This is a genomic window from Ancylobacter sp. SL191 (genome assembly GCF_026625645.1).
In the GTDB taxonomy this organism is placed as follows: Bacteria; Pseudomonadota; Alphaproteobacteria; order Rhizobiales; family Xanthobacteraceae; genus Ancylobacter.
Window position 1 is genome coordinate 910,123 of the sequence record NZ_CP113056.1, and the last position, 21,619, is coordinate 931,741.

23 protein-coding genes are annotated in these 21,619 nt (G+C 69.6%); 15 read left to right on the forward strand and 8 right to left on the reverse strand.

The annotated features are described in order from the left end of the window. Positions 1-227 precede the first annotated feature (227 nt). Positions 228-1,454, forward strand: coding sequence for a polyhydroxyalkanoate depolymerase (locus tag OU996_RS04075; protein ID WP_267584379.1), 1,227 nt, complete (start codon positions 228-230; stop codon positions 1,452-1,454). A gap of 233 nt (positions 1,455-1,687) precedes the next feature. Next, positions 1,688-3,115: a homospermidine synthase gene (locus tag OU996_RS04080; protein WP_267584380.1), complete on the forward strand. Its 1,428-nt coding sequence runs from the start codon at positions 1,688-1,690 to the stop codon at positions 3,113-3,115. Positions 3,116-3,178: 63 nt separating this feature from the next. On the opposite strand, the gene OU996_RS04085 is transcribed toward OU996_RS04080, so the two are convergent. After that, positions 3,179-3,424, reverse strand: coding sequence for a hypothetical protein (locus tag OU996_RS04085; RefSeq protein ID WP_420712692.1), 246 nt, complete (start codon positions 3,422-3,424; stop codon positions 3,179-3,181). A gap of 80 nt (positions 3,425-3,504) precedes the next feature. On the opposite strand from OU996_RS04085, the gene OU996_RS04090 reads away from it, so the two are divergent. Both OU996_RS04090 and OU996_RS04095 read left to right on the forward strand, forming a co-directional pair. Then, on the forward strand, positions 3,505-5,118 hold the full coding sequence (locus OU996_RS04090; protein WP_267584381.1) for a gamma-glutamyltransferase family protein: 1,614 nt from the start codon (positions 3,505-3,507) through the stop codon (positions 5,116-5,118). A 244-nt stretch (positions 5,119-5,362) separates the two neighbouring features. Beyond that, a complete protein-coding gene (locus OU996_RS04095; protein WP_267584382.1) occupies positions 5,363-6,040 on the forward strand; it encodes a L,D-transpeptidase in 678 nt (225 codons plus the stop codon). 244 nt (positions 6,041-6,284) lie between these two features. On the opposite strand, the gene OU996_RS04100 is transcribed toward OU996_RS04095, so the two are convergent. From OU996_RS04100 to OU996_RS04115, 4 genes are read right to left on the reverse strand one after another with little or no spacing between them, the layout of a single operon-like run. Next, a complete protein-coding gene (locus tag OU996_RS04100; protein ID WP_267584383.1) occupies positions 6,285-6,791 on the reverse strand; it encodes a tyrosine phosphatase family protein in 507 nt (168 codons plus the stop codon). Continuing rightward, on the reverse strand, positions 6,788-7,480 hold the full coding sequence (locus OU996_RS04105) for an HD family hydrolase (protein ID WP_267584384.1): 693 nt from the start codon (positions 7,478-7,480) through the stop codon (positions 6,788-6,790). Before OU996_RS04105 ends, OU996_RS04100 begins: the two co-directional genes overlap by 4 nt. Positions 7,481-7,489: 9 nt before the next feature. Beyond that, on the reverse strand, positions 7,490-8,074 hold the full coding sequence (locus tag OU996_RS04110) for a DNA-3-methyladenine glycosylase I (RefSeq protein WP_267584385.1): 585 nt from the start codon (positions 8,072-8,074) through the stop codon (positions 7,490-7,492). After that, on the reverse strand, positions 8,071-8,922 hold the full coding sequence (locus OU996_RS04115; RefSeq protein WP_267584386.1) for a YgfZ/GcvT domain-containing protein: 852 nt from the start codon (positions 8,920-8,922) through the stop codon (positions 8,071-8,073). Before OU996_RS04115 ends, OU996_RS04110 begins: the two co-directional genes overlap by 4 nt. 227 nt (positions 8,923-9,149) lie before the next feature. Between OU996_RS04115 and OU996_RS04120 the strand changes: the two genes are divergently transcribed. The 8 genes from OU996_RS04120 (at position 9,150) to OU996_RS04155 (ending at position 15,225) form a co-directional block, all read left to right on the forward strand. Then, the gene (locus tag OU996_RS04120) at positions 9,150-9,566 is read left to right on the forward strand and encodes an Ohr family peroxiredoxin (RefSeq protein ID WP_267584387.1); all 417 of its coding nucleotides are present in this window, start codon (positions 9,150-9,152) and stop codon (positions 9,564-9,566) included. Between the two features lie 352 nt (positions 9,567-9,918). After that, on the forward strand, positions 9,919-11,061 hold the full coding sequence (locus tag OU996_RS04125; RefSeq protein WP_267584388.1) for an alpha-D-ribose 1-methylphosphonate 5-triphosphate diphosphatase: 1,143 nt from the start codon (positions 9,919-9,921) through the stop codon (positions 11,059-11,061). 5 nt (positions 11,062-11,066) lie between these two features. Continuing rightward, a complete protein-coding gene (locus OU996_RS04130) occupies positions 11,067-11,759 on the forward strand; it encodes a DUF1045 domain-containing protein (RefSeq protein ID WP_267584389.1) in 693 nt (230 codons plus the stop codon). Between the two features lie 3 nt (positions 11,760-11,762). Continuing rightward, entirely contained in the window at positions 11,763-12,377 is a 615-nt protein-coding gene (locus OU996_RS04135) for a DapH/DapD/GlmU-related protein (RefSeq protein ID WP_267584390.1), read from the forward strand. A gap of 107 nt (positions 12,378-12,484) precedes the next feature. After that, a complete protein-coding gene (sppA, locus tag OU996_RS04140) occupies positions 12,485-13,465 on the forward strand; it encodes a signal peptide peptidase SppA (RefSeq protein WP_267584391.1) in 981 nt (326 codons plus the stop codon). Positions 13,466-13,541: 76 nt separating this feature from the next. Further along, the gene (gene ihfB, locus OU996_RS04145; protein ID WP_183188827.1) at positions 13,542-13,835 is read left to right on the forward strand and encodes an integration host factor subunit beta; all 294 of its coding nucleotides are present in this window, start codon (positions 13,542-13,544) and stop codon (positions 13,833-13,835) included. Positions 13,836-13,868: 33 nt separating this feature from the next. Next, positions 13,869-14,255 carry a LapA family protein gene (locus tag OU996_RS04150; RefSeq protein ID WP_267584392.1) on the forward strand — a complete coding sequence of 129 codons (387 nt, stop codon included), beginning with the start codon at positions 13,869-13,871 and terminating at the stop codon, positions 14,253-14,255. Between the two features lie 10 nt (positions 14,256-14,265). Beyond that, positions 14,266-15,225: an ornithine cyclodeaminase family protein gene (locus OU996_RS04155; RefSeq protein WP_267584393.1), complete on the forward strand. Its 960-nt coding sequence runs from the start codon at positions 14,266-14,268 to the stop codon at positions 15,223-15,225. Between the two features lie 395 nt (positions 15,226-15,620). Here OU996_RS04155 and cysW read toward each other — a convergent pair whose 3' ends face one another. The 3 genes from cysW to cysP form a co-directional block, all read right to left on the reverse strand. Continuing rightward, positions 15,621-16,526 (reverse strand): sulfate ABC transporter permease subunit CysW, encoded by a 906-nt coding sequence (gene cysW, locus OU996_RS04160; RefSeq protein WP_267584394.1) that lies wholly within the window; start codon positions 16,524-16,526, stop codon positions 15,621-15,623. A 2-nt stretch (positions 16,527-16,528) separates the two neighbouring features. After that, on the reverse strand, positions 16,529-17,350 hold the full coding sequence (gene cysT / locus OU996_RS04165) for a sulfate ABC transporter permease subunit CysT (RefSeq protein ID WP_267584395.1): 822 nt from the start codon (positions 17,348-17,350) through the stop codon (positions 16,529-16,531). A gap of 121 nt (positions 17,351-17,471) precedes the next feature. Beyond that, positions 17,472-18,497, reverse strand: a complete 1,026-nt coding sequence (cysP, locus tag OU996_RS04170) for a thiosulfate ABC transporter substrate-binding protein CysP (RefSeq protein ID WP_267584396.1) — start codon at positions 18,495-18,497, stop codon at positions 17,472-17,474. Positions 18,498-18,740: 243 nt separating this feature from the next. On the opposite strand from cysP, the gene OU996_RS04175 reads away from it, so the two are divergent. Genes OU996_RS04175 through trpA form a run of 3 tightly spaced genes read left to right on the forward strand, consistent with a single transcriptional unit; the run spans position 18,741 to position 21,552 of the window. After that, entirely contained in the window at positions 18,741-19,475 is a 735-nt protein-coding gene (locus OU996_RS04175) for a phosphoribosylanthranilate isomerase (protein ID WP_267584397.1), read from the forward strand. Beyond that, positions 19,472-20,704 (forward strand): tryptophan synthase subunit beta, encoded by a 1,233-nt coding sequence (gene trpB / locus OU996_RS04180; RefSeq protein WP_267584398.1) that lies wholly within the window; start codon positions 19,472-19,474, stop codon positions 20,702-20,704. Before OU996_RS04175 ends, trpB begins: the two co-directional genes overlap by 4 nt. Further along, the gene (gene trpA, locus OU996_RS04185) at positions 20,701-21,552 is read left to right on the forward strand and encodes a tryptophan synthase subunit alpha (protein ID WP_267584399.1); all 852 of its coding nucleotides are present in this window, start codon (positions 20,701-20,703) and stop codon (positions 21,550-21,552) included. Before trpB ends, trpA begins: the two co-directional genes overlap by 4 nt. Positions 21,553-21,619: the final 67 nt, after the last annotated feature.

A 21,619-nucleotide genomic window follows, 5' to 3' on the forward strand; every position in this document is an offset into this window, starting at 1 on the left:
GAGGGCGCGGCACGGTGTTTGCCCCTCACCTGTCACCGGCCGGTCATCTTTCCGCTTGCCGGCCGCGCGCCGGCGCGCGAGCCTTGCCGGCTGGCTGCCCGTACCCGCTCGCCTGTCGCCGTTCACACGTCCCGCCGTCTGTGAGGACTTGCCGTGAAGCTCGCCTGCCCTGTCTCTCGTTACTCGGTCTCGTCCCGCATCCCCACGCAGTGTCCGGGCGCACCCGCATGATCTACGCCGCCTATCAGGCCCAGTCCGATCTGCTGGATCCGGTGCGGCTGGCCGCCCGGATGTCGCGCCGCTTTCTCGACACCACGCTGGGCGGCGTCGGCCTCGCCGACACGGCACTGCTGCGCAACCTCACCGCCGCGCTGGAAATGGTGGAGCGCACCGGCCTCAGCCATGCCCGCCCGTCCTTCGGCATCGACACGGTGAGCGTCGGCAACCGCGAGGTCGAGGTGCGCGAGGAGGTGGCGCTCGACCTGCCCTTCGGCCGGCTGATCCATTTCGCCAAGGACATCGACCAGCCGCAGCCGCGCCTTCTGGTGGTGGCCCCGCTCTCCGGCCATTTCGCCACGCTGCTGCAGGACACGGTGAAGACCCTGCTGCCGGAGAACGACGTCTACATCACCGACTGGACCAATGCGCGCGACGTGCCGCTGAAGGTCGGCTCCTTCGGCTTCGACGAATATGTCGCCCATGTCATCCGCTTCCTGGAGACCATCGGGCCGGGGGCGCACGCGCTCGCCGTGTGCCAGCCCTGCGTGCAGGTGCTCACCGCCGCCGCCGTCATGGCGCAGGAGGACAACCCGGCCCAGCCGCTGTCCATCACGCTGATGGCCGGGCCGGTGGATACGCGCGTCAACCCGACCAAGGTGAACGAGCTCGCCACCTCCAAGCCCCTCGACTGGTTCGAGAAGAACCTCATCGCCACCGTGCCGCCAGGCTTTGCCGGCGCCGGGCGGCGGGTCTATCCCGGCTTCATCCAGGTCGGCGCCTTCATGTCGATGAACATGGAGCGCCATGTGAAGGCGCATGTGGAGCTGTTCGAGAACCTCGCCATGGGCGAGCACGACAAGGCGCGCACCGCCAAGGCGTTCTATGACGAGTATTTCGCCGTGCTCGACCTCTCCGCCGAATTCTATCTTGAAACCATCCGCATCGTCTTCCAGGAGCACGATCTGCCGCGCGGCGTGCTGACCTATCGCGGCGACCCGATCGACTTCCGCGCCATCCGCCGCACCGCGCTGCTGACCGTGGAAGGCGAGCGCGACGACATCTGCGCGGTGGGCCAGACGGTGGCCGCGCAGGACATCTGCACCAGCCTGCGCCCGCATCTGCGCCGCCACCATCTGCAAGCCGGCGTCGGCCATTACGGCGTCTTCTCCGGCCGCCGCTGGAAGGGCCAAGTCTACCCGCTCGTGCGCAACCACATTCTGGCCGCGGATGCGTGAGGGGGCCCTTCTTACCTCTCCCCGATGGGAGAGGTCGCCGCGCAGCGGCGGGTGAGGGGCTTCTTGGCCCGACGGGTCGCGCCCCCTCACCCCAGCCCTCTCCCCGACGGGGAGAGGGAGTCTCCCCTCCCAACCGCCCCGTCACGCGGGCGTCACCATTGACGCGGCAGGCTGCGGTCCCCATGGTGCGCCCGCACTTTTGACCCGTTGAAACCAAAGGAGTCCCCCCGAGAATGTCGGTATGGCCGGTCTATGGAAAAATCGATGGTCCCATCGTGATGATCGGCTTCGGCTCGATCGGCCGAGGCACGCTGCCGCTGCTGGAGCGGCATTTCGATTTCGACAAGGAATGCCTCACCGTCATCGACCCGGTGGACGATCATCGCAACCTGCTCGATGAGCGCGGCATCCGCTTCCTGCAGCTCGCCATCACCCGTGAAAACTACCGCGAGGTGCTCGGTCCCCTGCTGACCGCCGGCGGGCGCGGCTTCGTCATCAACCTGTCGGTCGATACCGGCTCGGTCGACCTGATGAATTTCGCCCGCGAATGTGGCGCGCTCTATCTCGACACGGTGGTCGAGCCCTGGCTCGGCTTCTATTTCGACAAGGACGCCACCCCCGCCAGCCGCTCGAACTATGCGCTGCGCGAATCCATGCTCAAGGCCAAGCGCGCCAATCCGGGCGGGCCGACCGCGGTTTCCTGCTGCGGCGCCAATCCCGGCATGGTGTCCTGGTTCGTCAAGCAGGCGCTGGTCGACGTCGCCACCGAGACCGGGCTCGATTTCGAGGAGCCGACCACGCGCGAGGGCTGGGCGGCGCTGATGCACCGCGCCGGCGTCAAGGGCATCCACATCGCCGAGCGCGACACCCAGCGCGCGCGCGATCCGCGCGATTTCGGCACCTTCGTCAACACCTGGTCGGTCGAGGGATTCATCTCCGAAGGGCTGCAGCCGGCCGAACTCGGCTGGGGCACCCATGAAGGCTGGATGCCGCCGAACGGCTTCACCCATAATTTCGGCTCCGGCGCGGCGATCTATCTGATGCAGCCGGGCGCGGCGACCAAGGTGCGCACCTGGTGCCCGAGCCTCGGGGCGCAGCACGGCTTCCTCGTCACGCATAACGAGTCGATCTCGATCGCCGACTACTTCACCGTGCGCAACGGCGCGCAGGTCGCCTACCGGCCGACCTGCCACTACGCCTACCACCCCTGCAACGACGCCCTGCTGTCCTGGCACGAGATGTTCGGCAATGAGGGCAAGTTCTCCGGCGAGTGGTCGATCCTGACCGAGCACGAGATCGTCGACGGGCGCGACGAGCTCGGCGTGCTGCTCTATGGCCACGCCAGGAACGCCTATTGGTACGGCTCGCAGCTCACCATCGAGGAAGCCCGCGCGCTGGCGCCCTACCAGACCGCGACCGGGCTTCAGGTGACCTCGTCGGTGCTGGCGGGGATGGTGTGGGCGCTGGAGAACCCGGAGGCCGGCATCGTCGAGACCGACGAGATGGACTACCGGCGCTGCCTGGAAATCCAGAAGCCCTATCTCGGCACAGTGAAGGGCTATTACACCGACTGGAACCCGCTGGTCGGCCGCCCCGGCCTGTTCCCGGAGGATATCGACGAGAGCGATCCCTGGCAGTTCCGCAACGTGCTGGTGCGCTGATCGAAGAAACAAATGGCCGGGGAAACCCGGCCATTCTTTTAGGGGCGGTCGGCCAGACTGCCGTCAGCCCTCGACGAAGGGCTCGACCGACTTGGCCTTCACCACGAAGCGATAGATGCCGTACAGCGCCAGCAGCGCGAAGGCGCCCTCGAAGGCCAGCTCCACCATCCAGCTCGCATTGAACAGGGCGGCGATGGCCCAGCCGGCGGCGAGGCCCGCGCCGATGAGTTCGGCGCCGAGAAGGATCGCGGCGCTCAGCACCGTGCTCACATTGTCCCAGCGGATGCGTCGGCCCGTGCTCATCATCATGTTCCGTCTTATTCGGCGGTCGGCAAACTGCTATGCCACGGCGCGCGGGTCAAGCGGGGCCTGCCGCGGGGGACGACGCCATGGGTCACGGTTCCGTTCATGAGAGCGTGCGCGCGGGCGCCGGCATGGTGGCAAGCCCGCATCATCTGGCCACCGAGGCCGGCCGCGCGGTGCTGGAAGAGGGCGGCAACGCCATCGAGGCCGCGCTCGCTGCCGCCGCCGCCATCGCGGTGGTCTACCCGCATATGAACCATCTCGGCGGCGACGGCTTCTGGCTGATCCGCGACGCCAAGGGCCGCGTCGCCTATATCGAGGCGGCCGGCCCGGCGGGGGCGAAGGCGACCCCGGCCTTCTACCGCGAGCGCGGCTATGACGAGCTGCCGACGCGCGGGGCGCTGGCCGCCCTCACCGTGCCCGGCCAGGTCGGCGGCTGGAAGCTCGCCGGCGAGATCGCCACCGCGCTGGGCGGCAAGATGCCGGTGCGCCGCCTGCTGGAAGCCGCCATCGCCCATGCCCGCGCCGGCGCGCCGGTCTCCGCCTCGCAGCACCGGCACACCGCGCAGAAAAAGGCCGAGCTCGCTCCCGTGCCGGGCTTTGCCGCCACCTTCCTCGATGAGAAGGGCGAGGCGCCCGCCATCGGCGCCCTGCTGCGCCAGACGCGCCTCGCCGACACGCTGGAGCAGCTCGGCCGGGCGGGGCTCGGCGATTTCTACCGCGGCGACGTCGCCCGCGAGCTGGCGGCCGATCTCGACCACGCCGGCAGCCCGGTGACGCGCGCGGATCTCGATGGCTATGAGGCGGTGCGCCGCCCGCCGCTCACCGTCACCCTGCCCACGCTGCGGCTCTGGGGCTCGCCGCCGCCGACGCAGGGGCTGGCGACGCTGATGATCCTCGCTTTGTTCGCCAAGCTCGGCGTGACCGAGCCGGAGAGCTTCGCCCATATCCACGGGCTGATCGAGGCGACCAAGCGCGCCTTCCTCATCCGCGACCGCGTGGTGACGGATTTCAACCGGGTGAAGGAGGAGCCGGCGGAGTTCCTCACCACTCTCGCTCTGGAGCGCGAGGTCGCCGCCATCGACATGGGCCGCGCTCTGCCCTGGCCGCACAAGGCGGCGCCCGGCGACACGATCTGGCTCGGCGCCGCCGACCGGCACGGCACGCTCGTCTCCTACATCCAGTCGATCTACTGGGAGTTCGGCTCCGGCCTCGTTCTGCCGGGCACCGGCGTGCTCATGCAGAATCGCGGCACCAGCTTCTCGCTCGACCCCAAGGCGTTGAACCCGCTGGAGCCGGGCCGGCGCCCCTTCCACACGCTCAACCCCGGCATGGCCGAGCTGGCCGATGGCCGGCTCGTCGCCTTTGGCTGCATGGGTGGGGAAGGCCAGCCGCAGACCAATGCGGCGGTGATGAGCCGCTACGCCCTCCACGGCGTGCCGCTCGGCGACGCGGTGGCCCGCCCGCGCTGGCTGCTCGGGCGTACCTGGGGTTCGCCCTCCACCACGCTGAAGCTCGAAGATGGCTTCGACGGCGCCCTCGCCGAACGGCTGGAACGTGCCGGCCACGAGGTGGAGATGCTCGGCGCCGCCGAGGTCGACAGCTTTGGCCATGCCGGCGCCGTGGTCATCCACCCGACCAAGGGCGGCGTAGAGGGCACGCATGACCCGCGCGCCGATGGCGGCGCGGCGGGGATATAGGGGCCTCACGGCCCGGCGGACGCGCAACCGGTTCGCCGGGGCGAGGGTCGCACGGGCCGCGACGGGATCAGCCTACCGTCCCTGGTCCGACACCCGCCAGAATGGCCCGCCAAGTGCGGCGTTGCCGCCACAGGGGGGCGGGGAATCCGGCGCATAACGCCACCGTGAAGCCCGGATTAGGAGCAAAGCAACGGGCCGGGAGTATAGGGGAGACCTGCTGTCCCATTCCCGGTTGCGTTCCCCCATGCTCATCGATCGTCGTCTGTTTCTGCTTGCCGCCCCTGTCGCCCTCGCCGGCTGCACCACGACGGGAAGCCCGCGTGTCAGCCAGATGCTGCCGCCCGCGCTCGACCCGCAATATGTGCGGATGTACGGGGCGGTCACCGACGAGCCGTTCCCGATCCCGGCGGTCGACATCAGCCAGATCGACCCGCGCTTCCTGCGCCAGGAAGTGGCCTACAGCTCGCCCTACCAGCCAGGCACGATTGTGGTCGATCCCAATGAGCGCTTCGCCTATCTCGTCATGGCCAATGGCCGGGCGCTGCGCTACGGCGTCGGTGTCGGCCGGCAGGAAGGCTTCAATTTCCGCGGCGAGGGCATTATCGCCCGCAAGGCCGAATGGCCGCGCTGGACGCCCACCCCCGACATGATCGCCCGCGAGCCGGAGCGCTACGGCCCCTATGCCGGCGGCCTGGCGGGCGGACCGGACAACCCGCTGGGGCCGCGCGCGCTCTATCTCTACAAGAACGGGCGCGACACCTATTACCGCCTGCACGGCACGACCGAGCCGCTGACCATCGGCACCATGGTGTCCTCCGGCTGCATCCGCTTCATCAACCAGGACATCATCGACCTGTACCGCCGCGTGCCCACCGGCTCGCGCGTGGTGGTACTGCCGGCGACCGGCGGGGCGATGAGCTGAGGGACAAGCGCCGGCATACACGTCATCCCGGACGGCCGCAGGCCGATCCGGGATCGTGCCCGGTCAAAGACGTGGATCCCCGGGTCAAGCTCGGGGATGACAGCAAGCAACGGCATGGCGCCATACAGCGCGGGGAGCGATCCCGGCTCTCGCTTCGCTCGGCCGGGATGACGGCGGCGATAGGCGAGAACGTCATCCCGGACGGCCGAAGGCCGATCCGGGATCGTGCGCCGCAGAGGCGTGCCTACCCCAGCCGCAGCTCAAACGGCTCGTTCTCCATCGCCTCCCGGCCGCGACCGATGGCGGCGATGGCAGCGCTCATGCGGCCCTGCCTTCCGAGCGCGGCGTCGGCGAGCGACACCAGCAGCGCGTTCGGCGTGGCGATGGGCGAGGCGGCGCGCAGTTCGCGGGCGATCTCCACCTCGTCGCGCTCGGGCGCCAGCGCGCAGGCGGCGATATAGGCCGAGGCGGTCGAGCGGCTGACACCGAGATAGCAATGCACCACCAGCGGCGCGCGGCGCGGCCAGCGGCGGGCGAAGCCGAGAATGGCGTCGACATGCGCCTCGGAGGGGTGGATCAGCCCCTCCTGGGGGGCGAGGATGTCGTTGAAGCCGATGAAAAGATGATTGTCGGCCAGCACGCGCGCCGGAAGGGCGACGGGCGTGGCGACATTGATGACGCTCAGCACATGCTCGGCGCCGGTGCGCTCGACGGTCTCACTGAGGCGCGAGAGCGGGCAGACATGAATCATAGCGGGCTCCGAAGGTCAGGCGCGGCGAGGGTGGGCGGACAGGCGCCGGCCTCGCCCTCCAGCTCATGGAAGCGGGCGAGGAAGCGCGCGCTCGCCTCGCCGGCGCTCCAGGGGGTGAGATAATCCCTCTCCGTCGCCGGGTCGAGCGGGCAGGGCGCGCCGAAGAAGCTGCGCGCTTCGCTCACCGCGAAGCCGGCGAGGCGGGTGGCTTCGAGAAAGGCGCTGGCGCGGTCGGCATCCTTCACCCGCTTGACCAGCGCCGCCGGCCAGCGCGCGGGCAGGCCGAAGCGCAGGCTGACGGCGGCGAGCAGGCGCGCCTCCACTTCCTTGTAGTCGCCGCCCAGCACCGCCTTGAACGGGCTGATCATGTCGCCGACCACATATTCCGGCGCGTCGTGCAAAAGCGTCGCGAGCCGCCAGCGCGGGGCGAGGCTCACCCCGCGCGCGCTGGCCTGCCGGCGGGCGATCAGCTCGACCAGCACGGAATGCTGCGCCACGGAGAAGATGTGCGCGCCCGAGGTCTGCCCGTTCCAGCGGGCGACGCGGGCAAGGCCATGGGCGATGTCGGCGATCTCGATGTCGAGCGGCGAGGGATCGAGCAGATCGAGCCGGCGGCCGGACAGCATGCGCTGCCAGACGCGGGGGGGCTTTGAGCGCGGTGGTTTGGCGGGTGTACCGGGGGACGTCATCAATGCCCCTCAGGACCGCGCGCCATGGCGGTGGCAGGTCACCGTGTGGTCATCGACCATGCCGACCGCCTGCATGAAGGCGTAGACGATGGTCGGCCCGACGAAATTGAAGCCGCGCGCTTTCAGCTCCTTCGACATCGCCTGCGCCACCGGCGAGGTCACGAGCGGCGGGTCGTCCGGCTGGCGCGCATTGTCGAGGACGGGGCCGTTAATGCCCCAGAGCAGGGCGGAAAAACCCGGCCCGCGTTCCTGAATGTCCAGCCAGACCTGCGCCGAGCGGATGGTGGAGACGATCTTGGAGCGGTTGCGCACGATGCCGGCATCCTGCATCAGCGCCTCGACCTTGTCGGGTCCGTAGCCGGCTATAATCTCGGGATTGAACCCGTCAAACGCCGCGCGGAACCCCTCGCGCTTGCGCAGAATGGTGATCCAGGCGAGGCCGGCCTGGAAGCCGTCGAGGATCAGCTTCTCGAACAAAGCGCGGTCGTCATATTCCGGCACGCCCCATTCGGTGTCGTGATAGGCCATGTAGAGCGGATCGGTGCCGCACCAGGCGCAGCGTGTCACGCCGTCGGGATGGTGATGCACCCTCACGCCGCATCCTCCGTGCCGGGAATGGCGAAGCGCACCCAGCCCGGCCGCTCCGGCACCAGCGCGGCACCATCGGCCTCCACCACCTGCCCGGCGGCGCGGGCTTCCTCCAGCCGGTCGAGCCGGACAAGGGCGAGCGCGCGCCCCTCGACCCCGGAGCCGAGCCGGCCGATGGTCTTGCCCCCGGCGAGGATCGGCGTGCCCTCGGCGGGGGGTGCGCCACACAAGGCGACGGGGATGATGCGGGTGCGCGCCGTGCCGCGATGCTGCATGCGGCTGACGATCTCCTGCCCGACATAGCAGCCCTTGTCGAAGTCGATGCCGCCGAGCTGGTCCATGTCCGCCTCATGCGGAAAGGCGTCGCCATAGAGGAAATCGCGCCCGCCCTCCGGCACGCCGAGGCCGATGCGGTGGGCCTGCCAGTTTTCCTCCGGCACCATCTGGATCTGCGCCGCCTCGGCGGCCGGCAACAGGAAGCGCCGGCCGAGCGCGGGCAGGCGCGGATCGTCATAGGCGAGCGCGTCGACCAGCGGCGTCGCCCCGCCCCACGCCACCGCGACGGCCAAATCGTCCAGCGCGCCGATCTCCACCTTGGCGCGCAGCCGGTAGAGCTGGAGCCGCTTCAGCAGGTCCGGCAGAACCGCGCGGGGCACGTCGAGCCGGAAACCACCCTCGGTCGCCAGCACGATCATGTCGGCGACGATCTTGCCCTGCGGCGTCAACAGCGCCGCATAGCGCGCCGCGCCCGGCGCCTCGGGCGTGCGGGAGGTCAGCAGGTTGTCGAGGAAATGCGCGGCGTCGGCCCCGGCGATGCGGGCGACGGCGCGCTCCTTCAAGATGGCGATCGGCATGGCGGGCGTTCCGGTGGCGGCTCACGCGAGGGGTCGCCTCGACAGGTAAGCCCTGTGCCGCCCGCGGGCAAGCGAAAAGGAACAAAGGACGAACAATCCGGCGCCGTGCGTCGGCGCAACGAGCGTGCCCGCCAAGCTTGCCCACGGCTTGCCACCTGGCGCTGTCGCACCATTTCAACACGGGCGTCCTAGGCTGGGCGCAGCAACGGCATTCGAGGAGGAACACCATGTCCGGCACCGTCCTGTTCACCGGCACCGCCACCGCCATTGGCGGGCGCAACGGCCACTCGCAGACCAGCGACGGCTCTGTCTCGGTCGATCTCGGCATGCCCAAGGGCGGCACGCTGGAAGCCGGCAAGACGACGCCCGAGCACCTCTTCGCCACCGGCTACGCCGCCTGCTTCGGCTCGGCGGTCGAGGCGGTCGGCCACCAGAAGAAGCTCGACGTGACCGGCGCCGCCGTCACCGTCGCGGTGTCGCTGGTGAAGGGCGATGACGGCTACAGCCTCGCCGCCAAGCTCTCGCTCAAGGCCCCCGCGCTCTCGCCCGAGGAGACCCGCGAGGTGCTGGAAGCCGCGCACCAGATGTGCCCCTACTCCAAGGCCACGCGCGGCAACATCCCGGTGGAACTCAGCGTCGGCTGAGGGGGCGACGCTCCCCGGCCCCGCGACGGCTGAGCCGATCGGCCTCCGGCCGTCCGGGATGACGCCACCCCTCCCTTGTACCGTCATCCCCGGGCTTGGCCCGGGGATCCACGACTTGTCATCGGCGCACCCGGCGCAAGTCGTGGATGGCCGGGTCAAGCCCGGCCATGACGGCGGGCGGGGAGGCGGCGCATCCCTTACCCAACGCGACCGCCCTTGCCCCGCCCCGCTCTTCATGGAACCGTCACACCAACATGCGAGAGGCGGGCGATGGAACGCGCCTTTCGATCTCCTCCCTGCCGGGCCCCCTTTCCGGGACGGCCCGCATCCACGGCACCGGCGAGCACCTGTCATGGCTGAGACCGTCCTGACCCATGCCCGGCTCGTGCTGGAAGACCGGCTGGTCGACGGCACGCTGGTGATCGCCGACGGCATGATCCGCGCCATCGACGACGGCCCCTCGCGCCTTCCCGGCGCGGTGGATTGCGGCGGCGACTATCTCGCGCCCGGCCTCATTGACCTGCACACCGACGCGCTGGAAGGCCATTTCGTGCCGCGCCCCAAGGTGTTCTGGCCGGATCAGCGCGCCGCGGCGCTGGCGCATGACGCGCAGATGGCCGGCTCCGGCGTCACCACCGTGTTCGACGCGATCTGCGCCGGTGGCTTCGACCAAGCCAAGGCCGACCGGCGCGCGCTTTATGAGGTGATGCTGGACGCCGTGGATGAGGGGACCGCGCGCGGCCTGTTCCGCGTCGATCACCGCATCCATCTGCGCTGCGAGCTGACCGATCACGGCCTGCCGGAACTGGTCGACGCCGCGCTCGGGCGCCCGACGCTGGCGCTGGCCTCGCTGATGGACCACACGCCCGGCACGCGGCAATGGCGCAATGTCGAGCATCTCAAGGTCTATCTCTCCGGCATCGGCAAGGGCGGCGCCGATCTCGACCGCGAGGTGGCGGATCGGATCGAGCGGGCGCGCGGCGCGGTGGCCGGCAATTATGACCGCATGGTCGCGCTGTTTTCCGCCTCCGGCATCGTGCTCTCCAGCCATGACGACACCACCCCGGCCCATGTCGACGAGGCGCTGGCGGCGGGCTGCACCATCTCCGAATTCCCGACCACGCTGGAAGCTGCCCGCGCGGCGCATGCGGGCGGTCTCGCCACCATTGGCGGGGCGCCGAATGTGGTGCGCGGCGGCTCGCATTCCGGCGGCGTGTCGATGCGCGACCTCGCCGCGGAAGGGCTGCTCGACGCGCTCGCCTCCGATTATGTGCCGGCGAGCCTGTTGCAGGCGGCGATGGCGCTGACCCGCACGGTCGGCCTCACCGTTCCGGCGGCGCTCGCGCTGGTGACCGCCGCACCCGCCCGCCTCGCCCGGCTGGAGGATCGCGGCCGTCTGGCCCCTGGCCTGCGCGCCGATCTCGTGCGCTTCCGCATGGCCGAGGAGACGCCGGTGGTCGGCGAGGTGTTCAGCGCCGGGCGGCGGGTGTTCTGACGCGCATGAGCACCGCCCGCTACGCCGTCTATTTCGCCCCGCCGGCGGCCTCGCCGCTCTGGCGCTTTGGCTCCGCCGTGATCGGCTATGACGCGGAGAGCGGGCAGGATGTGCCTGCCCCGCCGCTGCGCCGTTTTGAGGCCGCGCGCTGGCGCAACATCACCAGCGAGCCGCGTCGCTATGGCTTCCACGGCACGCTGAAGGCGCCGTTCCGCCTCGCGCAAGGCCGCACCGAAGACGAGCTTCGCGCGGCCTGCGCGCGCTTTGCGGGGGAGCGCACGCGCTTTGCCTGCGCCGGGGTGAGCGTTTCCGCCATCAGCCGCTTCATCGCGCTCAAGCTCGCCTCGAACTGCGCGGCGCTCGACCGGCTGGCCGCCGGCGCGGTTGCCGCCTTCGACGCGTTCCGCGCGCCGATGAACGAGGCCGAGCGGGAAAAGCGGCTGCGTGCCCCGCTCACCCCGCGCCAGCGCGACCATCTGGATCGCTGGGGCTACCCCTATGTGCTCGAAGATTTCCGCTTCCACATGACCCTCACCGGCCCGCTGGAGGATGACGAGCGGGCGCTGGCGCTGGCCGAGCTGGAGGAGGTGTTCGCCGCCTCGGGGAGCGACGGGCCGCTGATCGTCCCGGAAATCGCGCTGTACCGGCAGGAGACCGGAGCCTTCCGCCTCATCGCCCGCTATCCGCTCGGGAGCTGACCCATGGCGAGCCTCGGCCTCACGCCGTCCATCGACCCCACCGCGGAAGTCACCCGCTCGACGCTCGGGCGCTACACCGAGGTCGGCCCGCGCACCAAGCTGCTGGAAGTGGCGCTCGGCGACTATTCCTATGTCGTGAACGATGCCGACATCGCCTATGCGCGCATCGGCAAGTTCACCTCCATCGCCGCCATGACCCGGATCAATCCGGGCAACCACCCGATGGAGCGCGCGAGCCAGTCGCATTTCACCTACCGAGCCTCGGCCTATTTCGAGGACGCCGCCGACGAGCCGGAGTTCTTCGCCTGGCGCCGCGCGCAGGGCGTCACCATCGGCCATGATGTGTGGATCGGCCATGGCGCGATCATTCTGCCCGGCCGTAGCATTGGCGATGGCGCGGTGGTGGCGGCGGGCGCGGTGGTGACCAAGGATGTCGCGCCCTACACCATCGTTGCCGGCGTGCCGGCAAAGCCCGTGCGGGCGCGCTTTGCCCCCGCCATCGGCGCGCGACTTCAGGCGCTCGGCTGGTGGGACTGGGACCATGCCCGCCTGCGGGCGGCACTGGACGATTTCCGCGCGCTGCCGATCGAAGCGTTTCTGGACAAGCACGCCGGCTGAGCCGCGCCCGCGCTGCGTCACCCCCCGCGACTTTTGCCGCCTTGCGCGGGGGCAAGCCGGCCTTTACCCCTGTCGCTTCCGAGGATCGACCGGCGGAGACGGGCACTATGGCTTATGGCGCGATCGAGGTGGACGAGCTGCTCGCCCGGCGCCGGCTGCGCCGCAAGCTGCTGACCTGGCGCATCTTCGCCTTCCTGCTGCTGCTCGGCGGCGGCGTGGCGCTGTTCGCCTGGTGGAGCGATGGCGATTTCCTGCCGCGCGCGCAGCCGCATATCGCGCGGGTGACCATTGGCGGCATCATTCGCAATGAGCGCGAGCGGCTGGAGATTCTCGAAGAGATCGGCAAGTCCGGCGCGCGGGCGGTGATCCTCTCCATCGACAGCCCCGGTGGCACGGTGGTGGGCTCGGCCGCGCTCTATGACGGGCTGCGGCGGCTTGCCGCGAAGAAGCCGGTGGTGGCGGTGGTGGATGGCATGGCGGCCTCCGGCGCCTATATCGCCGCCATGGGCGCCGACCACATCGTCGCGCCGCGCAATGCGCTGGTCGGCTCGATCGGCGTCATTTTCCAGTTCCCGAATTTCGCCGAGCTGATGAAGACGGTCGGCATCTCCTATGAGGAGATCAAGTCGAGCCCGCTCAAGGCCGCGCCCAACATGTTCGACCCGCCGAGCGAGGATGCGCGCGCCGCCGTGCGCTCGCTGGTCGAGGATTCGTATAGCTGGTTCAAGGAGTTGGTGGCCGAGCGCCGGCTCATCACCGGTGACAGGCTGGCGCAGGCTTCCGACGGACGGGTGTTCACCGGCCATCAGGCGTTGCCGCTGCGGCTGATCGACGAGGTAGGCGACGAGCGCACCGCGCGCGACTGGCTGGCCCGCGAGCGCGGCGTCTCCAAGGAGCTGCCGGTGCGCGCCTGGCGCACCCAGCGCGCGGGCGACGAGTTCGGCTGGCTCAAGGGCATGGTGGTTGGCGCCATGTCCCTGATCGGGCTTGAGGAACTGGCGACCACGGTGCTGCGCACGGCAAGCGAGGCGGCCGCGCAGGCCCGCCTTGACGGTCTGTTGGCCCTCTGGCACCCTCACGGCGGCTAGACGGGGCCAAGATTTTCCAAAATATGATGTTTTTGGATTTCCGACGAGCCGAAAACAACAAGGGGCCGGGGCGTCGATGATCAAGTCCGAACTCGTACAGCGGATTGCTGAAGCCAATCCGCATCTCTATCAGCGTGACGTCGAGAACATTGTGAACGCGATTCTCGACGAGATCGTCGCGGCGCTGGCGCGGGGCGACCGTGTCGAGCTGCGCGGTTTCGGCGCCTTTTCCGTCAAGGCGCGCCCGGCGCGCACCGGCCGCAACCCGCGCACCGGCGCGCATGTGGCTGTCGACGGCAAGGCGGTGCCCTATTTCAAGACGGGCAAGGAGATGCGCGAACGCCTCAATGATGGCGTCGATCTCGAGTAACACGCCCTGTCGCAACCTTCCCGGAGTGCCCCCGTGCTGCGCCGTATCCTGATGGTCGTCATCCTCCTGCCGCTCTCCGTGGCGCTGGTCATGCTCGCCGTGGCCAACCGGCAGAAGATCGGGCTGGTGGTGGATCCGTTCGGCGGCGCCTGGACGGTGGAAGCGCCGCTCTTTCTCGTCGTCTTCGCCGCGCTGATCCTCGGCGTGGTGATCGGCGGGGTCAGCGTGTGGCTCAACCAGGGCCGCTACCGCCGTGCCGCCCGCCGCAACGGGCGCGAGGCGCGCCGCGCCACCCAGCAGGCGGAGGATCTGCGCGCCAGCCTTGCCGCCCGCAACGCCGCGCCCGCGCGTCCGGCCGGCCTTGCTCTCGCCTCCGGTTCCGCCAGCCCGGCGCTGACCGACCGCCGCAGCGCCGCCTGAGCGCGCCGCGATGGAGGGGCTGCGCCTTGTGTCGGCCGAGGAGATCGGCCGGCTCCTCACCTTTCCTGCGCTGATCGACGCGCTCGACGCCGCCTTCCGGCGCCGCATCGTCACGCCGGTGCGCCATCATCACCATGTCGAGCGTCCCGGCGGCGACGGCACGCTGCTGCTGATGCCCGCCTGGAGCGCCGACGGCACGGAAGACGACGTGATGGGCACCAAGCTCGTCTCGGTCTTCCCCGGCAATAATGCGCGCGGGCTCGACAGCGTGATCGGGCTCTATGTGCTGAACTCCGCCGCCACCGGCGAGCCGCGCGCGGTGATGGACGGGCGCACGCTCACCGTCTGGCGCACCGCCGCCGCCTCGGCGCTCGCCGCGCGTTATCTCGCGCGGGAGGATGCCTCACGGCTCACCATCATCGGCGCCGGCGCGCTGGCGCCCTATCTCGCCCGCGCCCATGCGAGCGTCCGGCCGATCCGCACCGTGACGATCTGGAACCGCACGCTGGAGCGGGCCGAAGCGCTGGCGCAGACGCTGCGCACTGAGGGGTTCGACGCGCGCGCCGAGGCCGATCGCGGCACGGCCATCGCGGACGCCGACATTGTGAGTTCGGCCACGCTCTCCGCCGCGCCGCTGGTCGAGGGGCGCTATCTCCGGCCCGGCCAGCATGTCGATCTCGTCGGCGGCTTCACGCCGACCATGCGCGAGGCCGATGACGAGGCGATCCGCCGGGCGCGGGTCTATGTCGACACCCGCGCCGGGGCCGGCAAGGAAGCCGGCGACATCGTCATCCCGCTGGCGAGCGGCGTGCTGACGCCAGAGGGGATCCAGGGCGACCTGTTCGAGCTCGCCGCCGGCACCGCGCCGCGTCGTGGTGGGGCGGAGGAGATCACCCTGTTCAAATCGGTCGGCACCGCCATCGAGGATCTCGCCGCCGCCGAGCTGGTCTGGAAGGCGCTGAAGGGGTGAGGGCGCGCTCGCCTTACCCGTGTCCCGGACAAGCCACGCGCAGCGTGGCGCAGAGCCGGGACCCAGGGGAAACTCCGCGCAGCGGCAACACGGTCTTCGATTCGGCATAGGAGCGTTTCCAAGCAGGGCGAAAGACGCCTTCGGCGGGGTCCTGCGCTGGGTCCCGGCTCGGCGCTTCGGCTACGCCTCCGCTGGGCCGGGAAACGGGGGCGGCGGTTCCGCCAGAACCACGTCATCCCCGGACTTGATCCGGGGATCCATGACTTTGACCGGGTGCGTTCGCGGAAAGACGTGGATGGCCGGGTCAAGCCCGGCCATGACGGTGTGACGGGATCACGTCTGCGGGGAGCGCGCCTGCGGATGGCAGGCGCCCGCGCGGCCTTGATGCCCCGCCCTTAATGCCCCGCCTTCGCCGCCACCTTGGGCGTGGGCGCGCCGGTGAGCGCGGCGCGGCGGGCGTCGAGACGCTCGATGATCGCCTTGGCCACCAGCGTCACCAGCGCCACGGCGGTGAGGATCGTCGCGATGGCGAAGGCGGCGATGGCGCTGTTGTCCTGATAGAGCAGCTCGATCTGCAGCGGCAGCGTGTTGGTCTGGCCACGGATGTTGCCGGAGACCACCGAGACCGCGCCGAACTCGCCCATCACCCGCGCGTTGCACAGCGCCGCGCCATAGAGCAGGGCGAAGCGCACATTGGGCAGCGTCACCTGCCGCAGGATGCGCCAGCCGCCGGCGCCGAGCGTCACCGCTGCCTCCTCCTCTTCCGAGCCCTGCGCAATCATCAGCGGGATTAGCTCGCGCGCCACGAAGGGCGCGGTGACGAAAAGGCTGGCGAGGATGATGGCGGGAATGGCGAACATGATCTTGATGTCATGCGCCTCCAACCACGGGCCCAGGAGGCCCTGCGCGCCATAGACGAAGAGATAGGCGACGCCGGCGATGATCGGCGAGATGGAGAAGGGCAGTTCCACCAGCGCCACCAGGAGGTTGCGGCCGGGGAAATGGAACTTGGCGATGGCCCAGGCGGCGGCGATGCCGAAGCCGACATTGATCGGCACCACGATCAGCGCGGTGAGCACGGTGAGCCAGATGGCGTAGCGCGTGCTCGGGTCGGCGAAGGAGGCGGCATAGGCGCCAACGCCCTGGCGGAACGCCTCGGCGAAAATGGCGATGAGCGGGGCGACCAGAACCAGCGCGGTCACCGCCAGCACCGCGCCGATGAGCAGGCGGCGGGTGAGCGGGCCGTCGCCGACGCGGATGCGACCGGAAGGGCGGGAGGCCTTGGGGCGCGACGTGCTCATGCTCAGTCTCCCGTCCCGATGCGGCGCTGCTGCCAGAGCTGGATCATGTTGACGAGGAACAGCAGGGTGAAGGCGAGCGCCAGCAGCGTGGCGGCGATGGCGGCGGCGGCCGGGTAGTCATATTCCTCGATGCGGATGAAGGTCAGCAGCGAGACAACCTCGGTCTTCAGCGGCAGATTGCCGGCGATGAAGATGATGGCGCCGAACTCGCCGAGCGAGCGGGCAAAGCCGAGCGAGGCGCCGGTGAGGAAGGCGGGGAAGATCGCCGGGAAGATGATGCGCACGAAGATGCGCCAATCCGAGGCGCCGAGCGTCGCGGCGGCTTCCTCGACATCGGCGGCGAGATCCTCCAGCACCGGCTGGACGGTGCGCACCACGAAGGGGATGGAGGTGAAGGCCATGGCGGCGGCGATGCCGAGCGGGGTGTAGGCGACCTTGATGCCGAGCGCGGCGAGCGGCGCGCCGAACCAGCCATTGCTGACGAACAGCGCCGAGAGCGCGAGGCCCGCCACGGCGGTCGGCAGGGCGAAGGGCACATCGACCAGCGCGTCGAGCAGGCGCCGGCCGGGAAACTCGTAGCGCACCAGCACCCAGGCGAGCGCCAGGCCATAGATCGCGTTGAACACGGTGGCGAGCGCGGCGGTGTAAAGGGTGAGCTGGAAGGCCGCCGAGGTGCGCGCCCCGCTCATGATGGCGAGGTAGCGGTCGAACCCCACGTCGCTCGCCTGCCAGACCAGCGCGCCGAGCGGCAGCAGCACGATCAGGCTGAGATAGAACAGGGTGATGCCGAGCGCGAGCGGGAAGCCCGGTATGACGCGGTTCAACGGCGGTCTCCTGAACGGCGGTCTTCCGAACGGCTTATGGCCGGGACAAGCCCGGCCATTGCCGCATTAGGCGCGACATGTCCAGCGCGGAGGAGCGTATTTACGCCCCACCCGTGCCGTGTCACTGGCCGACGAACAGCTCGTCCAGCTTGCCGCCCGAGGCGAACTGGGTCTTCTGCACATTGGCCCAGCCGCCGAACACGTCCTCGACCTTGACGAGGCGGACCGGGGCGAACTTGTCCTTGAAGGCCTCGGCGACCTTGGCATCGACCACGCGGTTATTGGCCTTGGCGGCGACCGTCTGGCCCTCGGGCGAATAGAGGAAGGTCAGGTAGTCGGTGGCGAGGGCGCGCGAGCCGCGCTTGTCCACCACCTTGTCGACGACCGACACCGGGAACTCGGCGAGCAGGCTGACCGGCGGCACGACGACGACGAAGTTCTTGTCCTTGTAGGCGTCCCTGGCGCTGATCACCTCGGCCTCGAAGGTCAGCAGCACGTCGCCCTGCTCGCGCTCGACGAAGGAGGTGGTGGCGCCGCGCCCGCCCGTGTCGAACACCACGACGTTGGAGAGGAACTTCTTCACGAAGGCGTCGGTCTTGGCGGTGTCGCCGTTGAACTTCTCCAGCGCATAGGCATAGGCGGCCAGATAGGTGTAGCGGCCATTGCCCGAGGTCTTCGGGTTGGGGAAGACCAGCTTCACATCGTCGCGGACGAGGTCGTCCCAGCTCTTGATGTTCTTCGGGTTTCCGGCGCGCACCAGAAAGGCGGGGAAGGAGTACCAGGGCGAGGAGGCGTTGGGCAGGCGGGTCTGCCAGTCCTTGGCGACGAAGCCCTTGTCGACCAGGAACTGGATGTCGGTGATCTGGTTGAAGGTCACGACGTCGGCCTCCAGACCCTCGACGATCGAGCGGGCCTGCTTGGAGGTGCCGGCATGGCTCTGGTCGATCTTCACCTCGGTGCCGGTCTTGGCCTTATAGGCCGGCACGAACTCCTTGTTGATCGCCTCGAACACTTCGCGGGCGATGTCGTAGGAGGCGTTGAGCAGGGTGGTCGGCGCCTGCTGGGCGCGGGCGGCGCCCGGCGCGAGGGTGCCGAGGGCGAGCGGCGCCAGGGCGGCGGCGAGGACAAGGCGGCGCGACAGGCGCATGGCGGATCTCCCAATGCCGGCCCGCGGGCCGGATAATGCAAACTTAGTGCGTGAAATTATCTATTTCACAGATAAGTCTGAGTAGCATGTGAATTGCCGGCGCGGAAGGGGTAATTCGTCGCCGATGTCGGAAACGTGCAAGGCGGGCGACGCGCATGTACCGCAGCGGCCGGGCTGTGACGGCCCCGTCTCTCGCCAGCCCGGCGCGTTCCATGCTACTTGCAGGCGCTTGAGGAGGCGGCCGTGTCGCTTGAGATCAAAATCTGCGGGTTGAGCACGCCCGAGACGCTGGATGCCGCGCTGGCGGCGGGCGCCGACATGATCGGCCTGGTGTTCTTCGCTCGCAGCCCGCGTCATGTCGATGTTGCGCGCGCCGCCCGCCTCGCGGCGCAGGCACGCGGACGCGCCCAGATCGTCGCCCTCACCGTCGATGCCGACGACGACGCCCTCGCCGCCATCATCGACGCCGCCGCCCCGGACATTCTCCAGCTGCATGGCCATGAGACGCCGGAGCGCGTCAGCGCGATCCGCGCCCGCTTCGGCCGGCCGGTGATGAAGGCGCTGGGTATTGGCGGGCCGGAGGATCTTCCCGCTCTCACCGCCTATGCCCGCGTCGCCGACCGGCTGCTGCTCGACGCCAAGCCGCCCAAGGGCGCGGCGCTGCCGGGCGGCAATGGCGTTGCCTTCGACTGGAACCTGATCGCCGACCTCGACCTCGCCAATCTTGACCTTGCCAATCTTGACCGCGCCCGCTCCTTCATGCTGTCAGGAGGTCTGGACCCGGCGAATGTCGGCACCGCCGTGCGGCTCATCCAGCCGGGCGGCGTGGACGTATCCTCCGGTGTCGAGCAGGCCCCCGGCATAAAGGACTCCGCCCGCATCGCCGCTTTCGTGCGCGCGGCGCGAGAGGCTGCCCTCACGCCGGGCCCGGCCAGTGCGACGCCCACCCCACCCGCCAGAGAGACGAGCCCGCCGTGAACGTCCTGAACTCCTTCCGCACCGGCCCCGACGAGAACGGGCATTTCGGCATTTTCGGCGGTCGTTTCGTGGCCGAAACGCTCATGCCGCTCATCCTCGACCTGGAAAAGGCCTATGAGGCGGCGAAGGCCGACCCGGCCTACAAGGCGGAGATGGATTCCGGGCTCAAACATTATGTCGGCCGCCCGAGCCCGCTCTATTTCGCCGAGCGCTTCACCGAGCACCTGCGCAAGGGCGCCCCGGCCGGCAAGGGCGCCAAGATCTATTTCAAGCGTGAGGAGCTGAACCACACCGGCTCGCACAAGGTGAACAACGTGCTCGGCCAGATCCTGCTCGCCCGCCGCATGGGCAAGGAGCGGATCATCGCCGAGACCGGCGCGGGCCAGCACGGCGTCGCCACCGCCACGCTCTGCGCGCGCTACGGGCTGACATGCGTGGTCTATATGGGCGCCGTCGACGTCGCCCGGCAGGCGCCCAACGTGTTCCGCATGAAGATGCTCGGCGCCGAGGTGGTGCCGGTAACCTCCGGCTCCAGCACGCTCAAGGACGCCATGAACGAGGCGCTGCGCGACTGGGTGACCAACGTGCACGACACCTTCTACTGCATCGGCACGGTCGCCGGCCCGCACCCTTATCCGGGCATGGTGCGCGACTTCCAGTCGATCATCGGCGTCGAGACCCGCGCCCAGATGCTGGAGCAGGAAGGCCGTCTGCCGGACAGCCTGATCGCCTGCATCGGCGGCGGCTCCAACGCGATGGGCCTGTTCCATCCCTTCCTCGACGATCCGACCGTGCAGATCTTCGGCGTCGAGGCGGCCGGCCACGGCATCCCGTCCGGCCAGCACGCCGCCTCGCTCACCGGCGGGCGCCCGGGCGTGCTGCATGGCAACCGCACCTATCTCCTGATGGACGATGACGGGCAGATCACCGAGGCGCACTCGATCTCGGCCGGCCTCGACTATCCCGGCATCGGCCCGGAGCACAGCTGGTTGCATGACACCGGCCGCGCCACCTACATCTCGGCCACCGACGACGAGGCGCTGAGCGCCTTCCAGCTGGTCTCCAAGCTCGAGGGCATCATCCCCGCGCTGGAGCCGGCCCATGCGCTGGCCAAGGTTATCGAACTCGCGCCGACCCTGCCCGACGATCACCTGATGGTGGTCAACATGTCCGGCCGCGGCGACAAGGACATTCCGCAGGTGGCGGAAATTCTGGGGACTCGCCTATGACCACGCGCCCGATCACCCGGCTCGATCATCGTTTCAAGGCCTGCGCCGCCGAGGGCCGTGCGGCGCTGGTGACCTTCATCACCGCCGGCGACCCGGATTATGACACCTCGCTGAGCCTGCTGAAGGCGCTGCCGGGCGCCGGCGCCGACATCATCGAGCTCGGCGTGCCGTTCACCGACCCGATGGCCGACGGCCCCGCCATCCAGGCGGCGGGTCTGCGCGCGCTGAAAGCCGGGCAGACGCTCGCCAAGACCATCGCCATGGTCCGCGAGTTCCGCAAGACCGACGACACCACGCCGCTGGTGCTGATGGGCTATTACAACCCGGTCTATATCTATGGCGTCGACCGCTTCCTGGCGGACGCCAAGGCTGCCGGGGTGGACGGGCTCGTCGTCGTCGACCTGCCGCCGGAAGAGGACAATGAGCTCTGCCTGCCGGCGCTGAAGGCGGGCCTTGCCTTCATCCGCTTGGCCACGCCGACCACCGACGACAAGCGCCTGCCGGCCGTGCTCGCCCATACGGCGGGCTTCGTCTACTACGTCTCGATCAATGGCATTACCGGCGCGGCGACGCCCGACGCGAATGTCGTCGGCCAGGCGGTGGCGCGCATCAAGCGCCACACCGAGCTGCCAGTCGCGGTCGGCTTCGGCGTGCGCACGCCCGAGCAGGCGGCGGCGATCGCGGCGGGCGCCGATGGCGTGGTGGTCGGCTCGGCGCTGATCGACGCGCTGCGCGGCACGCTCGACGCGGACGACCACGCCACTGCCGGCACGGTGGGGGCGGTCACCTCCCTCGTCGGCCGCCTCGCCGATGCGGTGCGCGGCACCGGGCGCGCGGCGGCCGAATAGGCCCCCACCGCCCCTTTTTGCGGCCGCGCCGGCCCCTTCGCGCGCTTACCTGCCTTTTCATCGCCCT

Excerpts from the sequence above, each read along its gene's own strand:
- OU996_RS04075 (WP_267584379.1), top strand. The coding sequence starts at position 228 with ATGATCTACGCCGCCTATCAGGCCCAGTCCGATCTGCTGGATCCGGTG.
- OU996_RS04155 (WP_267584393.1), top strand. The coding sequence starts at position 14,266 with ATGGAGGGGCTGCGCCTTGTGTCGGCCGAGGAGATCGGCCGGCTCCTC.
- sppA (WP_267584391.1), top strand. The coding sequence starts at position 12,485 with ATGGCTTATGGCGCGATCGAGGTGGACGAGCTGCTCGCCCGGCGCCGG.
- OU996_RS04105 (WP_267584384.1), bottom strand. The coding sequence starts at position 7,480 with ATGACGTCCCCCGGTACACCCGCCAAACCACCGCGCTCAAAGCCCCCC.
- OU996_RS04085 (WP_420712692.1), bottom strand. The coding sequence starts at position 3,424 with ATGATGATGAGCACGGGCCGACGCATCCGCTGGGACAATGTGAGCACG.
- OU996_RS04135 (WP_267584390.1), top strand. The coding sequence starts at position 11,763 with ATGGCGAGCCTCGGCCTCACGCCGTCCATCGACCCCACCGCGGAAGTC.
- OU996_RS04125 (WP_267584388.1), top strand. The coding sequence starts at position 9,919 with ATGGCTGAGACCGTCCTGACCCATGCCCGGCTCGTGCTGGAAGACCGG.
- ihfB (WP_183188827.1), top strand. The coding sequence starts at position 13,542 with ATGATCAAGTCCGAACTCGTACAGCGGATTGCTGAAGCCAATCCGCAT.
- OU996_RS04115 (WP_267584386.1), bottom strand. The coding sequence starts at position 8,922 with ATGCCGATCGCCATCTTGAAGGAGCGCGCCGTCGCCCGCATCGCCGGG.
- OU996_RS04130 (WP_267584389.1), top strand. The coding sequence starts at position 11,067 with ATGAGCACCGCCCGCTACGCCGTCTATTTCGCCCCGCCGGCGGCCTCG.
- OU996_RS04095 (WP_267584382.1), top strand. The coding sequence starts at position 5,363 with ATGCTCATCGATCGTCGTCTGTTTCTGCTTGCCGCCCCTGTCGCCCTC.
- OU996_RS04100 (WP_267584383.1), bottom strand. The coding sequence starts at position 6,791 with ATGATTCATGTCTGCCCGCTCTCGCGCCTCAGTGAGACCGTCGAGCGC.
- OU996_RS04080 (WP_267584380.1), top strand. The coding sequence starts at position 1,688 with ATGTCGGTATGGCCGGTCTATGGAAAAATCGATGGTCCCATCGTGATG.
- trpA (WP_267584399.1), top strand. The coding sequence starts at position 20,701 with ATGACCACGCGCCCGATCACCCGGCTCGATCATCGTTTCAAGGCCTGC.
- OU996_RS04090 (WP_267584381.1), top strand. The coding sequence starts at position 3,505 with ATGGGTCACGGTTCCGTTCATGAGAGCGTGCGCGCGGGCGCCGGCATG.
- OU996_RS04120 (WP_267584387.1), top strand. The coding sequence starts at position 9,150 with ATGTCCGGCACCGTCCTGTTCACCGGCACCGCCACCGCCATTGGCGGG.
- cysW (WP_267584394.1), bottom strand. The coding sequence starts at position 16,526 with ATGAGCACGTCGCGCCCCAAGGCCTCCCGCCCTTCCGGTCGCATCCGC.
- cysP (WP_267584396.1), bottom strand. The coding sequence starts at position 18,497 with ATGCGCCTGTCGCGCCGCCTTGTCCTCGCCGCCGCCCTGGCGCCGCTC.